The sequence below is a fragment of the Citrobacter sp. Cpo030 genome, from assembly GCF_030333005.1.
Classification (GTDB): Bacteria; Pseudomonadota; Gammaproteobacteria; order Enterobacterales; family Enterobacteriaceae; genus Citrobacter; species Citrobacter portucalensis.
This window is the reverse complement of record NZ_JAOWGT010000048.1, coordinates 47,957-61,124: the sequence shown is the minus strand read 5'-3', so window position 1 is coordinate 61,124 and position 13,168 is coordinate 47,957. Positions and strand designations below refer to the sequence as shown.

Sequence of the window (13,168 nt, the reverse complement as noted above, 5' to 3'; positions counted from 1 at the left end):
ATGAGCTATCGTATGTTTGATTACCTGGTGCCAAATGTGAACTTCTTTGGCCCCAATGCTATTTCCGTTGTCGGCGAACGCTGCAAACTGTTAGGCGGTAAAAAAGCGCTGCTGGTTACTGATAAAGGTCTGCGGGCTATTAAAGACGGTGCGGTGGATAAAACCCTCGCCCATCTACGTGAAGCGGGCATTGACGTGGTGGTTTTTGACGGCGTTGAACCCAACCCAAAAGACACCAACGTGCGTGACGGCCTGGAAGTTTTTCGCAAAGAGCATTGCGATATCATCGTTACCGTTGGCGGCGGTAGCCCGCATGACTGCGGTAAAGGCATCGGTATCGCGGCGACTCACGAAGGTGATCTCTACAGCTATGCCGGGATTGAAACCCTGACCAACCCGCTGCCGCCTATCGTTGCGGTGAATACCACTGCCGGTACCGCCAGCGAAGTCACCCGCCACTGCGTGCTGACCAATACCAAAACCAAAGTGAAGTTTGTGATTGTCAGCTGGCGCAACCTGCCGTCGGTCTCCATTAACGATCCGCTGCTGATGCTCGGCAAACCCGCCCCGCTGACCGCCGCGACCGGGATGGACGCCCTGACCCACGCCGTAGAAGCCTATATTTCCAAAGATGCTAACCCGGTCACTGACGCCGCCGCTATTCAGGCTATTCGCCTGATCGCACGCAACTTGCGTCAGGCCGTAGCGCTGGGCAGCAACCTGAAAGCTCGCGAGAACATGGCCTACGCTTCTCTGCTGGCGGGTATGGCTTTCAACAACGCCAACCTCGGCTACGTTCACGCAATGGCGCATCAGCTTGGCGGTCTGTACGACATGCCACACGGCGTGGCGAATGCCGTACTGCTCCCGCACGTGGCGCGCTATAACCTGATCGCTAACCCGGAGAAATTTGCCGATATCGCAGAATTTATGGGCGAAAACACTGACGGACTTTCCACCATGGATGCCGCCGAACTGGCCATTCACGCCATTGCCCGTCTCTCCGCTGACATCGGCATTCCGCAGCATTTGCGCGATCTGGGCGTCAAAGAAGCCGATTTCCCGTACATGGCGGAAATGGCGCTGAAGGACGGCAACGCCTTCTCTAACCCGCGCAAAGGGAACGAGAAAGAAATTGCCGAGATCTTCCGTCAGGCATTCTGATAACGCAGGGGGCGCAATGTCACTTTCATCACCGGGCGTACATCTGTTTTATCACTCACGCTGGCAGGATACTCGCGTGCTTGATGAGCTGTGCTGGGGACTGGAAGAGCAAGGCGTCCCTTGCCGGGCAATCTGTTGCGACGAGCATGACTGCGCGCTGGCATTGAGCAAACTTGCGGCCAAAAGCTCAACGCTACGTGTCGGTCTGGGTCTTAACGCCACGGGTGATATTGCGTTAACCCACGCCCAGTTGCCCGAAGATCGGGCGCTGATCCGTGGGCATATCCGCGCCGGAGCAGCCCAGCTCCGCGTCCTCGGTGCTAATGCCGGTCAACTGGTTAAAGTACTTCCCTTCAGCGAGATAAATTAAATGTACCGCATCTATACCCGAACCGGCGATAAAGGCACGACCGCGCTGTTTGGCGGCAGCCGTATCGACAAAGACGACATCCGCGTTGAGGCCTATGGCACGGTGGATGAACTGATTTCCCAGCTTGGCGTCTGCTATGCCAGCACGCACCAGGCTGAACTACGCCAGGATCTGCACGACATGCAAAAGATGCTGTTTGTACTGGGTGCGGAACTCGCCAGCGATGAGAAAGGACTCGCTCGCTTACAACAGCTTATTGGCGATGAGGATATTCAGGCGCTGGAGCAGCTTATTGACCGCAATATGGCGCAAAGCGGCCCGCTCAAAGAGTTTGTTATTCCGGGGAAAAATCTGCCATCGGCACAGCTACACGTCGCGCGAACCCTGGCGCGCCGACTGGAGCGGGTCCTTATCGCGATGAGCAGAACGCTGACGTTACGCGATGAACCCAGACGCTATATCAACCGACTGTCAGACGCGCTGTTCTCGATGGCGAGAATTGAAGAAACTAGTCCAGATGCTTGCGCTTAAACTGGCTGGCATCAATGTCGTACTGCTTCATCTTGCGCCACAGGGTGGTGCGACCAATATTCAGCAGTTGCGACATCTCCTGCACGCGCCCGCTGGTGACGCGGGCAGCATGGATAATCGCCTCTTTTTCGATAGCGGTAAAGGTCAGGCTGGCTGGCAGCAGTGAAGACGCCGTCTCCAGACCCGGACGTTCGGCAAACAGATAATCCGGTAGATTGCTCAGCCGAATATGGCCGTTATCACTGCTGATGGCGATGTTTTCGATAATGCTGTTCAGCTCAAAGTCATTGCCCGGCCACGAATAGGCCACCAGTTGTGCCAGCGCATCGTCGTCGATCTTCAGACTGGATGAAAAGCGTTTTTTCAGGCTATTCAGCCGCGTATAAATCAGCGAGGGAATACTGTTACGCCGCGCCCGCAGCGGGGGGATCACTATCTCAAAAGAGTGCAGCGCATAATACAGCTGACGGCTAAAGCGGTTTTGCTCCACCAGATTGGCGAGATCAACCGTGGTGGTGGCGATCACTTTGACATCCACCGGAATCAACCGACGGGCATCCAGGCGGGTGAGTACCCCCTGCTTGATCACCTGTAACAGCGCGGATTGCAGCTCCGGCGCCAGATATTCAATTTTTTCCAGAAACAGCGTGCCGCCGTTCGCCAGTTCAAGACGGCTCAGCCGACCATTTTCATCGTCGGTGGGCGCACTGCCCATAAAATCCTGCCCCAGCACGCTGTTGGCATACAGCTGACAGTTCACGGCGATATACGGCCCGCTGGCGCGCTCACTTTCATTGTGAATGGCCTGACTCAGCAGTTCCTTACCAACCCCCTCTTCCCCGCACAGCAGGATCGGGAAACTCCCCCTCGCCGCCTGGCGTCCAAAATGGATCAAGCGGCGGGTTTCCGGATCGTCAGTCGACATCTGCTCAAAGGTGTGGCTCACCTTGCCGAGCTGACTGGTCATCAGCTGACGCATTTGCTCCACCGGATGCAGCAGCAGGATAAAGCTGTTGCCCTGCTCCTCAACAATCGGTTTCAGCGTGATGACGGCATCAACAAACTGATGCTGGCTTTCAAAAGTAACTTCGACGTGATTCAGGCCGCGGGCATGTTTGATCGCCCGGCGCAGCAGCATGGGGAGATTGAGCAAGTCGTGAATGTTTTTCCCCTGACTGGCCTGCGCGTCGAGATGCAAAAGCAGCGCCGCACGCGCATTGAGGAACTGCAATACGCCCTGTTCGTTCCAGGCCATCACACCATCATCCATACTCTCCAGCAGCCCGTACATCTGGTTCAGATGGCGGTTGGATTCAGCCAGCAGGCTGTCGGTCAGCAAAGAGTTGCCGACTTCTCTGGCAATCGCCAGCGTCAGGGATAAATCAGAAACGCACTCATGTTCCACCAGACAACACAGCGAGATGGAGCCGAACAGTCGACCATGATTATCGAAGACCGGCGTAGAGCAGAACGACCACGGATGTAGCGCCTGTTTAAAGTGCTGATCGCCAGAAGTTTTTGTCGGCTGCCCCGGCATCGTCGCCAGAGAAAGCGCACAGCTGCCAATAATGCTTTCTGCACAGTAGCTGCCGTCAAGAAACCCAAGCTCCGCCAGCTGTTCCACCGTCTGCGGATCACCGCAACGGCTGAGAATACAGGCTGATTCATCCAGAATCAGCAGCGCGCACGGTCGGCCGTCCATAAACTCCCAGGCATCTTCCAGCGCAGCCTGAGCAATCGTCAGCAGCGCCGTCTTGCGACGACAAATCGACTCAAAGGTCAGCCCCTGTGCCTGATGCGGCGCCTGCCAGGTTTCCCGCTGCATAAACTTGCTGCAACGATGCCATGACTGGGCAATGACTGAAGAGACTTCCTTCCCGATGCTATGCGTGTGCGCCGTCATATCCCTTTCCGCTGTTTAACCATAGACAACCCCTCCGGCAGGGACTGTCAGAGGGGAGAAGATGCCGGATAAAAACCTACCGACGACTGATTAACGCGCCAGCCACTGCTGTCCCAGCAGGTCTGCCGTCAGAATAGCGGCATGTACGCTTTCAGGCGTTACCGGGAACGGCATATTGTGGATGGTTTCACCTTCTGCACAGGTCGCTTTTGCCACCGCCATGATCTTGCCGTCAACGTCTTCTTTCACGCCCATTTCCGCTAACGTTACCGGCAGGCCTACTTTCTGACAGAAATTCAGCACGGTTTCGATCTCTTCCATCGGGCTGTTTTGCAGCACCAGTTGCGCCAGCGTACCAAAGGCGACTTTTTCACCGTGGTACAAATGGTGGCACTCTTCCAGAATCGTAAAGCCGTTGTGGATCGCATGCGCCCCTGCCAGACCGCTGCTTTCAAAACCGATGCCGCTGAGGTAAGTGTTAGCTTCGACAATACGCTCCAGCGCATCGGTCACCACGCCGGCCTGCGCGGCAAAGCGTGCCTTCTCGCCTTCCGCCAGCAGGGTATCATAGCACAAGCGCGCCAGGCTCAGCGCCGCCACGGTGGACTGTCCGCCCGCCATGCTGGTCGCTCTGGCGTCATAACAGGCTTTCGCTTCAAACCAGGTCGAGAGCGCATCGCCCATCCCGGCCACCAGCAGACGTACCGGCGCTTTGGCAATGATTGCAGTGTCCATCACCACCATATCCGGGTTTTTCGGGTAGATAAGATACTCTTCAAACTCACCGGCTTCGGTATAGATAACAGACAGCGCGCTGGTTGGCGCATCGGTAGACGCGATAGTCGGGATCACCACCACCGGCAACTTCTGGTAGTAGCCAATCGCTTTGGCGGTATCCAGCGTTTTCCCACCGCCAATCCCAACCACACCGCGGCAACCGTGCTGTTTCAGAATGGCAATCAGGCGATTAATTTCAACATGGCTACATTCACCGTTAAAGCGTTCCGCATGGCAGCTAATGTCGTGGCTGTGCAGGCCGTTGAGTACTTTCTCTCCCGCCAGTTTCATCACGAAGTCATCCGCAATCACGAAAAAGCTGTCCGCCAGATTTTTAGCGTATTGACCAAACAAGGTGGAAGCGTCAGGACCCTGGAGATATTTGGCTGGAGATTGAATAACTTTTAGCATTCCTTTCATCCTCAAATAAGTACATGTTTTTACATGGTGAGCCCTGGCGTTAACCTGTTTGGCCTGATGCTGACGGCGAAAACGGGAGATACCGGAGCGATGCAATAACTGTATGGCGAGGCGTGCACAAAAAAATCTTTCGTCTTTTTGTTCTGATATGAAACAGATAAAAACGACACATGTTCCATATTGGAACGCTTAACCATAAAAAATATAAGGTTTGCGATCCCGATCCGTTCATTTGCCGCCAAATCTCCGGCACAGACGAATCTCACTTTCTCTTTTGCCCACTCACTTGCCAAAAAACCGGCAAAAAAAAGCTGACAGTGCCGTGTCAGCTGCATTCATCGCGAGAGAAAAAAGTCGAGCGAGCTCGCATTGTGGTTGTTCTCCGTTCTTTTAAGTTTCATTTCGGAACAAAAAACAACAACAACGTTCCGTAATGAAACTCATTTTAAGGTTGTTTTTTTCCGCGCTGACTTCGCCAGAATCTCTCTATCGCCTCCGCACCATGACCATGCTTCCGGGGGTTTGTCTTACACTCAACCTCAAGGAGCCGTTATGTCTCAATTCTTTTTTAATCAACGTACCCATCTCGTGAGCGACGTCATCGACGGTACGATTATCGCCAGCCCGTGGAATAACCTGGCGCGTCTGGAAAGCGATCCGGCCATTCGCATCGTGGTCCGTCGTGACCTCAACAAAAATAACGTGGCGGTCATTTCCGGCGGCGGTTCAGGGCACGAACCCGCGCACGTTGGGTTTATCGGTAAAGGCATGCTAACCGCTGCCGTCTGCGGCGACGTGTTCGCCTCCCCGAGCGTGGATGCGGTACTGACCGCCATTCAGGCGGTGACCGGTGAGGCGGGCTGTTTATTGATCGTGAAAAATTACACCGGTGACCGTCTTAATTTCGGTCTCGCTGCCGAGAAAGCCCGTCGCCTTGGTTACAACGTTGAAATGCTGATTGTCGGCGATGACATCTCCCTGCCGGATAACAAACACCCGCGCGGCATTGCGGGAACCATCCTGGTGCATAAAATCGCGGGCTATTTTGCCGAACGCGGCTACAACCTCGCCACCGTCCTGCGTGAAGCGCAATACGCGGCCAATAACACCTTCAGTCTGGGCGTTGCGCTTTCCAGCTGTCATCTGCCGCAAGAAACCGACGCCGCCCCGCGTCATCATCTGGGCCACGCGGAGCTGGGTATGGGCATTCACGGCGAACCAGGCGCCTCGGTTATCGACACCCAGAACAGTGCGCAGGTGGTGAGCCTGATGGTGGATAAACTGCTGGCTGCCCTGCCTGAAACCGGCCGTCTGGCGGTGATGATTAACAATCTTGGCGGCGTTTCTGTTGCCGAAATGGCCATCATTACCCGCGAACTGGCCAGCAGCCCGCTGCATCCGCGTATCGACTGGCTGATTGGCCCGGCCTCACTGGTCACCGCGCTGGATATGAAAGGCTTTTCACTGACGGCCATCGTGCTGGAAGAGAGCATCGAAAAAGCGCTGCTCACCGAGGTGGAAACCAGTAACTGGCCGACGCCGGTCCCACCGCGTGAAATCAGCTGTGTACCGTCATCTCAGCGTAGCGCACGCGTGGAATTCCAGCCTTCGGCGAACGCCCTGGTGGCCGGGATTGTGGAGCTTGTCACCACAACCCTTTCCGATCTGGAGACCCATCTTAATGCGCTGGATGCCAAAGTCGGCGATGGCGATACCGGTTCAACCTTTGCCGCAGGCGCGCGGGAAATTGCCGGTCTGTTGCATCGCCAGCAGTTGCCGCTGGATAACCTTGCCACGCTGTTCGCGCTGATTGGCGAACGTCTGACCGTGGTGATGGGCGGTTCCAGCGGTGTGCTGATGTCTATTTTCTTTACTGCCGCAGGGCAGAAACTGGAACAGGGAGCTAACGTTGCCGAAGCCCTGAATACGGGACTGGCGCAGATGAAGTTTTACGGCGGCGCAGACGAAGGCGATCGCACCATGATTGATGCGCTGCAACCGGCCCTGACTTCGCTGCTCGCACAACCGAAAAATTTGCAGGCCGCATTCGACGCCGCGCAAGCGGGAGCCGAACGAACCTGTTTGTCGAGTAAAGCCAATGCGGGTCGCGCATCGTATCTGAGCAGTGAAAGCCTGCTCGGAAATATGGACCCCGGCGCGCACGCCGTCGCGATGGTATTTAAAGCGCTGGCAGAAAGTGAATTGGGCTAAGCCATAAGTGCCTGATGCGCTGCGCTTATCAGGCCTACGGAGTACAAATCTTTGTAGGCCGGATAAGGTGTTTGCGCCGCCATCCGGCAATGTGCGCCGTGCCTGATGCGCTGCGCTTATCAGGCCTACGAGTGCAAACCTGTGTAGGCCGGATAAGGCGTTATCAGGCCTGCGAGTGCAAACCCTTGTAGGCCGGATAAGGTAACGCCGCCATCCGGCAGAACGTTAACGATAAACGCGGATCCCGCCCTCTACGCCGCGGCTAAACAGCACCTGCCAAAGCTCAATATCTCTGGCGCGGAAAGCCCCTGCGCAGGCACATAAATAATAATTAAACATTCTTCTGAAGGTGGCGGAATAACGTGATGACAGCTCCGGCCAGGCCTGATTAAAGCGCTCATGCCAGGCCATCAGCGTTTTATCATAATCGCTGCCGAAGTTATGCCAGTCCTCCATCACAAACCGTGATTCGCTGGCCTCGGCAATATGGGAAATTGCCGGTAAGCAGCCGTTCGGGAAAATGTATTTATTGATCCACGGATCGACGCTCATCCCTTTTTTATTGCTACCAATGGTATGCAGCAGGAACAGTCCGTCCGGTTTTAAACAACGGTCGGCGATGCTGAAATAGGTGTCGTAGTTTTTCGGCCCGACGTGTTCAAACATCCCTACGGACACAATGCGATCGTAGTGTTTATCAAGATCGCGATAATCCTGCAGCAGAATGTTAACGTCCAGCCCTTCACAGCGCTGCTGCGCCATTTTCTGCTGCTCTTTGGAAATGGTAACGCCTTCTACCGCAACGCCATAATGACGCGCCGCATATTCCGCCAGCCCGCCCCAGCCACAACCAATATCGAGTAAACGCATACCCGGTTTAAGCTGCAGCTTCTCGCAGATCATTTTTAATTTGGCATTTTGCGCATCGTCTAAGGTGGTCGCGTCTTTCCAGTAACCGCAGGAATATTGCATATGCGGATCAAGCATCAGTGCAAAGAGATCGTTACCAATATCATAATGTTCTTTACCGACGATCCATGCACGGCTACGTGACTGCAAATTAAACAGGCGCGCGCTGGCAATGCGTAAAATATCTTTCAGATTACCAGGCATCTGCTGGTCGAGTTTTGCTCTCAGGATTTTACAGAACAGAATATCGAGCCGTTCGCAGTCCCACCAGCCTTCCATATAGCTTTCGCCAAGCCCTAACGAGCCTTGTTGCAATACCCGTTTAAAGAAACCGGTATGATGAAGTTGAATGTCCCAGGCGCGCGAGCCATTAATTCTGATATCCGCTTGCGAAAGCAGCTCTTTTCCCATTCGGGTCCAGTTATCATTTGTTTCATTGACGATGACAGCATCTGAACAAAGCGAGTTCATGGTATTTACCAAAAGTGGGCTAAAAATTATTACGCAAGATTATTATGGAAAAAAGAGTGTATGTATTATGATCCGCGGACAAGATCTATCGAGTAGCGGACACACCATCGGGAGCATTGACGATTCATTTATGGAAACTCTCGCGCAAAAACAGTGGAACTCCTTCCCGGATAACTCCATGACCGAACTGCCGCAGGACGTATTCTTTCGCTCATATGTCCTGGAAGCCAACCACCATGTACCGCAGCATTCACACTCTTTTATGCAGTTTCATTTCGCCCGCAAAGGCAGCATGCGCATTGATGTTGCCGGTAAGTGCTGGATAATCCCGGCGCATTATGGCATTTGGATCCCAAATAATACGGAGCATGCGGTTTGGGCATTAGATGATGTGTATTTAGAAAATCTGGATATTAAACCGGGCTTTCTTGAAGAGAGCATCAATGAATGCAAAGTAGTGGCTATCAGTGATTTCGCCAGAGAGTTTATTCATTACGCCACGAATTCAATTTCAGGCCATTATGATAGTCAGTCAAAAGAGGGCAAGCTGGTTAGTGTGCTGGTCGATATTATTCTGCAACTCCCGGAAGTCGCTTTTGTATTACCCTGGCCGCAGGATCGCGAATTAACCAAAGTCTGCCGAACAATACAAGAATCCCCCGCACTGGAGCATTCTGTTGAATACTGGGCGCAGCATCTGGGTATGTCTGCCCGTACCTTTTCACGCCATTTCAAAAAAGAAACCGGATTGCCTTTCAGCGTCTGGAAGCAAAAAATGCGAATACTTGAATCGGTATTAATGCTGAAGAAAAATAAAAGCGTAACCGCCGTGGCACTCGACGTTGGGTATTCAAGCACCGCGGCATTTAGCTACGCATTCCGCCAGGCGTTTGGCGTTCCGCCCTCTAATTACTGATTAACGGCGTTGATGCCAGTAAGCCGCTGCGCGAACCCGTTGCTGATCGAACGCCTCGGTTTCAAAACGAGCACTCAGGTTTTTGACCACCTTGCCTTCGCCGGTGATCCAGATGAAATAATCGTCTGCGGGCACGCTTAGCCGCGATAAGTGTTCATTCACCGCCTGCTCGTCATGGCCGATAAACCACTGAAGAGTAAATCCGTCGAGATGGGCAAAATAGTCCTGGTACGCCGCATCCTGCACGCTAACCAGCGCCGTAACGTGCGGACGTACCGCCAAACGGCAGAGCGACTCCAGGCGTCGGCGCAACGCGGGCATTCCCGACTCATCACACACGTAAACCTGATACGCATAGTCCTCTGGTACCACCAAAGAACCGCGCGGCCCGCCGATCGTAAGCTTGTCACCCTCACGGGCATTCATCGCCCATGTACTTGCCACGCCGCCGTCATGAATATAGAAATCCAGTGCCAGCTCATGGCGCGTTTCGTCATACAACGGCGTGTAGTCACGGGATAACGGACGTACGCCGTCAGCCCAGACAATGCCTTCATCGGTGACAACCGGCGGTACAAAATGGCTGCCCGGTTCAGGGAAAAAGACCTTGGTATGGTCGTCAAAGCCGCGTGAGCTAAAACCGTCCAGAGCGTCACCGCCCAGTACAATACGCTGAAAGCCCGCGCTAATACGCTCTACCCGCAGGACAGTAAGTTCTCGAAAACGCAGTTCATTGCGAACGCGCTGTGGGTAGCGTGAGGTGTTTTTTGTCATTTTTTCGCCTTGTGAAGATAATACGATATATCTAAATTGATTTTTTAAATGATAATGATTGCTAATCAAAAATATTGCAAGCATTTTTTGATATAGTTAAATTATGATTACCTGACTATCACATCCATTTAAAAACATTTAATAATCATCACGTTATACAGTATATGTTTTGTAGACTTGCAAACTGATAATTTTTAGATATAAATTAGATATATCTAAACAACATCAGGAGACGATGATGCAAAACCATCATGAAGGTTGCTGTAAGCACACAGAGCACCAACACGAAGGCTGCTGCAAGGGTGAAGGACATCACCATGAAGGCCGCCACAACGAGCACCATGCAGGTTGCTGCAAAGGTGAAGAACATCGCCATGAAGGCTGTAACAAAGAACACCACCACGAGCAGGGTTGCGGGCATCGCCACGGTCGTGGCGGCGGCGGTGGTCGTCGTCAGCGGTTCTTCGGCCACGGCGAATTACGCCTGGTGATTCTGGATATCTTGACCCGCGACGCCAGCCACGGCTATGAGCTGATTAAAGCGATTGAAACCCTGACCCAGGGTAATTACACCCCAAGCCCGGGCGTTATCTATCCAACACTGGATTTCTTGCAGGATCAGGCACTGATCACCGTCAGCGACGAGGAAGGTGGGCGTAAACAGATTGCGATCACGACCCAGGGCCAGCAGTGGCTGGATGAAAACCGTGAACATCTGGAACATATCCACGAACGGATTAAAGCCCGCTGCGTGGGTTTTGAATTACGCAAAAATCCACAGATGAAACGCGCGCTGGAAAACTTCAAAGCCGTGCTGGATCTACGCGTCAATCATGGTGATACCAGCGATGCGCAGATCAAAAAAATCATCGGTATTATCGATCGCGCTGCGCTGGATATTACTCAGCTGGATTAATCTGCACAGCAGGCGGAACCCGTATGCCCAACGTTCCGCCTGTATTTTTAGTATTAATGCAGCACCGTAACCGCATCTTCCAGACGACCAGCGCGATGTTTCACCATCGCGGAAATCTGCGCACTCTCTTCAACCAGTTCGGCGTTTTTCTGCGTAATGTTGCTCAGCTCATTCACCGCGCGGGTCAGGCTGGAAAGACCATCTGACTGTTCTAGCGTGGAGTGGCTGATTTGGGCGATCAGTTGAGTGACGTTTTGCACCTGCGCCACAATATCGTCCATCGTGCGTCCTGCGGCGTGAACCTGGTCGGATCCGGACTGCACCTTGTCAGCGCTGGCATCAATCAGCTTGCGGATATCATTGGCCGCACTGGCGCTGCGGCTAGCAAGATGACGCACTTCTCCCGCCACCACGGCGAACCCTTTCCCCTGCTCGCCCGCCCGCGCGGCTTCAACAGCGGCGTTCAAAGCCAGAATGTTAGTCTGGAAGGCAATATCGTTAATCAGCGTCGTAATAGTGCCGATCCGCTGGGTGCTGTTGGCGATATCGTCCATGGTTTTGATGACGGTATCCATTGCCTCACCGCCGTGCGTTGCCGCGCTGCTGGCGGCAATAGAGAGCTTATCGGCCGCGGCGGCGGTCTCTGAGTTTTGTTTCACCGATGCCGCCATCTGATTCATGGTGGTCACCGTTTCCTGCACGTTCTCGACAGTCTGCTGCGTATGCTTGTTTAAATCGTCGCTGCCTTTCGCCAGCGTTTCGCTGTCGCTGCGCACGCAACTCACCTGGCTGGAGACGTCGTGAATGAGCCAGCGACACATTAATCCAAGTTGGCCCACTGCTCGTAGCATCAGGCCCAGTTCATCACTACGGTTAAGATGCGACACGCTGTTCCGCTCACCGGTCGCCACTTTCAGAGCCTGACGGGTGACATTCTCAATAGGACGCACAATTTGCCATTCGAAAATAGCCGTTCCCAGCACCATCACCAACGCGCTCATCAGCAGTAACGGCCATTCGGCGCCCATCTGCTGCAATGTGGCCGCTAGCAGGACAAACATGAATGCCATCACGCTGCGTACCCGCCAGCGAATCGGCATCGCCGGCAGTTTACCCAGCCAGCCTTTGCGTACCACCAGCCCTTTATGAATACGCCGGTTGCAACGCCCTTCGTTCAGCGCTTTATATAAAGGCTCTACTGCCGCAATTTCCTCGTCAGTTGCCCGGGTACGAATCGACATATACCCGGTCACGCGTCCTTCCCGCACCATCGGCACCGCATTGGCCCTCACCCAGTAGTGATCGCCATTCTTACGCCGGTTTTTCACAATCCCGCTCCATGGCTCGCCCTGCTTCAGGGTGTACCACATATCCGCAAACGCCGCTTTTGGCATGTCCGGATGACGAACCTGATTGTGCGGCTTATCGAGCAATTCATTCAGCTGATAGCCACTGACCTGGACAAATGTATCGTTCGCATGGGTGATATAGCTTTGTAAATCGGTGGTAGACATGAGGGTGATATCATCATCCAGCGGTGTATTTTGCTGACTAACGTAGGGATGAGAAGACATGATTGCGTCCTGTGCAGGTTATCTGGTTGTTAACTCTTTCGGCTTATGTTATTTCGGCGATAATTTTTTTATCTTTAGTTGTTAAATTTGATTTAGATCGCAATTTGCGATTAAACCTCAAAATCTGTACGCATTCTAATCCATTGATTTAAAATACTTTCATCTAGTAACTATTCAACGTCACTTCTACCAGCGCACCGTCACAGTGCAAATCTTGCCCATTTTTAGCGCA

General features: G+C 53.4%; 11 protein-coding genes. 6 read left to right on the top strand and 5 right to left on the bottom strand.

Features of this window, described 5'->3' with window-relative positions; translation table 11 throughout:
- From dhaT to OGY37_RS06315, 3 genes are read left to right on the top strand one after another with little or no spacing between them, the layout of a single operon-like run.
- Window positions 1-1,164 (top strand): 1,3-propanediol dehydrogenase, encoded by a 1,164-nt coding sequence (gene dhaT, locus OGY37_RS06325; RefSeq protein ID WP_003024734.1) that lies wholly within the window; start codon window positions 1-3, stop codon window positions 1,162-1,164.
- Window positions 1,165-1,180: 16 nt separating this feature from the next.
- Window positions 1,181-1,534: a glycerol dehydratase reactivase beta/small subunit family protein gene (locus tag OGY37_RS06320; RefSeq protein ID WP_003828507.1), complete on the top strand. Its 354-nt coding sequence runs from the start codon at window positions 1,181-1,183 to the stop codon at window positions 1,532-1,534.
- Window positions 1,535-2,065 (top strand): cob(I)yrinic acid a,c-diamide adenosyltransferase, encoded by a 531-nt coding sequence (locus tag OGY37_RS06315; protein WP_191236000.1) that lies wholly within the window; start codon window positions 1,535-1,537, stop codon window positions 2,063-2,065.
- Here the strand turns inward: OGY37_RS06315 and dhaR are convergent.
- Both dhaR and OGY37_RS06305 read right to left on the bottom strand, forming a co-directional pair.
- Window positions 2,043-3,968, bottom strand: coding sequence for a dihydroxyacetone kinase operon transcriptional regulator DhaR (gene dhaR / locus OGY37_RS06310; RefSeq protein WP_286620364.1), 1,926 nt, complete (start codon window positions 3,966-3,968; stop codon window positions 2,043-2,045). The genes OGY37_RS06315 and dhaR overlap by 23 nt on opposite strands.
- A gap of 90 nt (window positions 3,969-4,058) precedes the next feature.
- Window positions 4,059-5,156 carry a glycerol dehydrogenase gene (locus OGY37_RS06305; RefSeq protein WP_003024745.1) on the bottom strand — a complete coding sequence of 366 codons (1,098 nt, stop codon included), beginning with the start codon at window positions 5,154-5,156 and terminating at the stop codon, window positions 4,059-4,061.
- Between the two features lie 561 nt (window positions 5,157-5,717).
- Here OGY37_RS06305 and OGY37_RS06300 point away from each other — a divergent pair.
- The gene (locus tag OGY37_RS06300; RefSeq protein WP_286620362.1) at window positions 5,718-7,376 is read left to right on the top strand and encodes a glycerone kinase; all 1,659 of its coding nucleotides are present in this window, start codon (window positions 5,718-5,720) and stop codon (window positions 7,374-7,376) included.
- Between the two features lie 225 nt (window positions 7,377-7,601).
- Here the strand turns inward: OGY37_RS06300 and cfa are convergent, their stop codons facing one another.
- Window positions 7,602-8,756 (bottom strand): cyclopropane fatty acyl phospholipid synthase, encoded by a 1,155-nt coding sequence (gene cfa, locus OGY37_RS06295; RefSeq protein WP_032934180.1) that lies wholly within the window; start codon window positions 8,754-8,756, stop codon window positions 7,602-7,604.
- 67 nt (window positions 8,757-8,823) lie between these two features.
- On the opposite strand from cfa, the gene OGY37_RS06290 reads away from it, so the two are divergent.
- Window positions 8,824-9,672, top strand: a complete 849-nt coding sequence (locus OGY37_RS06290; RefSeq protein ID WP_003828520.1) for a helix-turn-helix domain-containing protein — start codon at window positions 8,824-8,826, stop codon at window positions 9,670-9,672.
- Here the strand turns inward: OGY37_RS06290 and OGY37_RS06285 are convergent, their stop codons facing one another.
- Complete coding sequence (locus tag OGY37_RS06285; RefSeq protein ID WP_149281702.1) at window positions 9,673-10,446, bottom strand: siderophore-interacting protein; 774 nt, start codon at window positions 10,444-10,446, stop codon at window positions 9,673-9,675. It abuts the gene before it with no gap.
- 235 nt (window positions 10,447-10,681) lie between these two features.
- Between OGY37_RS06285 and OGY37_RS06280 the strand changes: the two genes are divergently transcribed.
- Complete coding sequence (locus OGY37_RS06280; protein ID WP_165612482.1) at window positions 10,682-11,362, top strand: PadR family transcriptional regulator; 681 nt, start codon at window positions 10,682-10,684, stop codon at window positions 11,360-11,362.
- A 53-nt stretch (window positions 11,363-11,415) separates the two neighbouring features.
- Here the strand turns inward: OGY37_RS06280 and OGY37_RS06275 are convergent, their stop codons facing one another.
- Window positions 11,416-12,936: a methyl-accepting chemotaxis protein gene (locus OGY37_RS06275; protein ID WP_063941807.1), complete on the bottom strand. Its 1,521-nt coding sequence runs from the start codon at window positions 12,934-12,936 to the stop codon at window positions 11,416-11,418.
- Between the last annotated feature and the right edge of the window lie 232 nt (window positions 12,937-13,168).

Excerpts from the sequence above, each read along its gene's own strand:
- dhaT (WP_003024734.1), top strand. The coding sequence starts at position 1 with ATGAGCTATCGTATGTTTGATTACCTGGTGCCAAATGTGAACTTCTTT.
- dhaR (WP_286620364.1), bottom strand. The coding sequence starts at position 3,968 with ATGACGGCGCACACGCATAGCATCGGGAAGGAAGTCTCTTCAGTCATT.
- OGY37_RS06275 (WP_063941807.1), bottom strand. The coding sequence starts at position 12,936 with ATGTCTTCTCATCCCTACGTTAGTCAGCAAAATACACCGCTGGATGAT.
- OGY37_RS06285 (WP_149281702.1), bottom strand. The coding sequence starts at position 10,446 with ATGACAAAAAACACCTCACGCTACCCACAGCGCGTTCGCAATGAACTG.
- OGY37_RS06320 (WP_003828507.1), top strand. The coding sequence starts at position 1,181 with ATGTCACTTTCATCACCGGGCGTACATCTGTTTTATCACTCACGCTGG.
- OGY37_RS06315 (WP_191236000.1), top strand. The coding sequence starts at position 1,535 with ATGTACCGCATCTATACCCGAACCGGCGATAAAGGCACGACCGCGCTG.
- OGY37_RS06300 (WP_286620362.1), top strand. The coding sequence starts at position 5,718 with ATGTCTCAATTCTTTTTTAATCAACGTACCCATCTCGTGAGCGACGTC.
- cfa (WP_032934180.1), bottom strand. The coding sequence starts at position 8,756 with ATGAACTCGCTTTGTTCAGATGCTGTCATCGTCAATGAAACAAATGAT.
- OGY37_RS06290 (WP_003828520.1), top strand. The coding sequence starts at position 8,824 with ATGATCCGCGGACAAGATCTATCGAGTAGCGGACACACCATCGGGAGC.
- OGY37_RS06280 (WP_165612482.1), top strand. The coding sequence starts at position 10,682 with ATGATGCAAAACCATCATGAAGGTTGCTGTAAGCACACAGAGCACCAA.
- OGY37_RS06305 (WP_003024745.1), bottom strand. The coding sequence starts at position 5,156 with ATGCTAAAAGTTATTCAATCTCCAGCCAAATATCTCCAGGGTCCTGAC.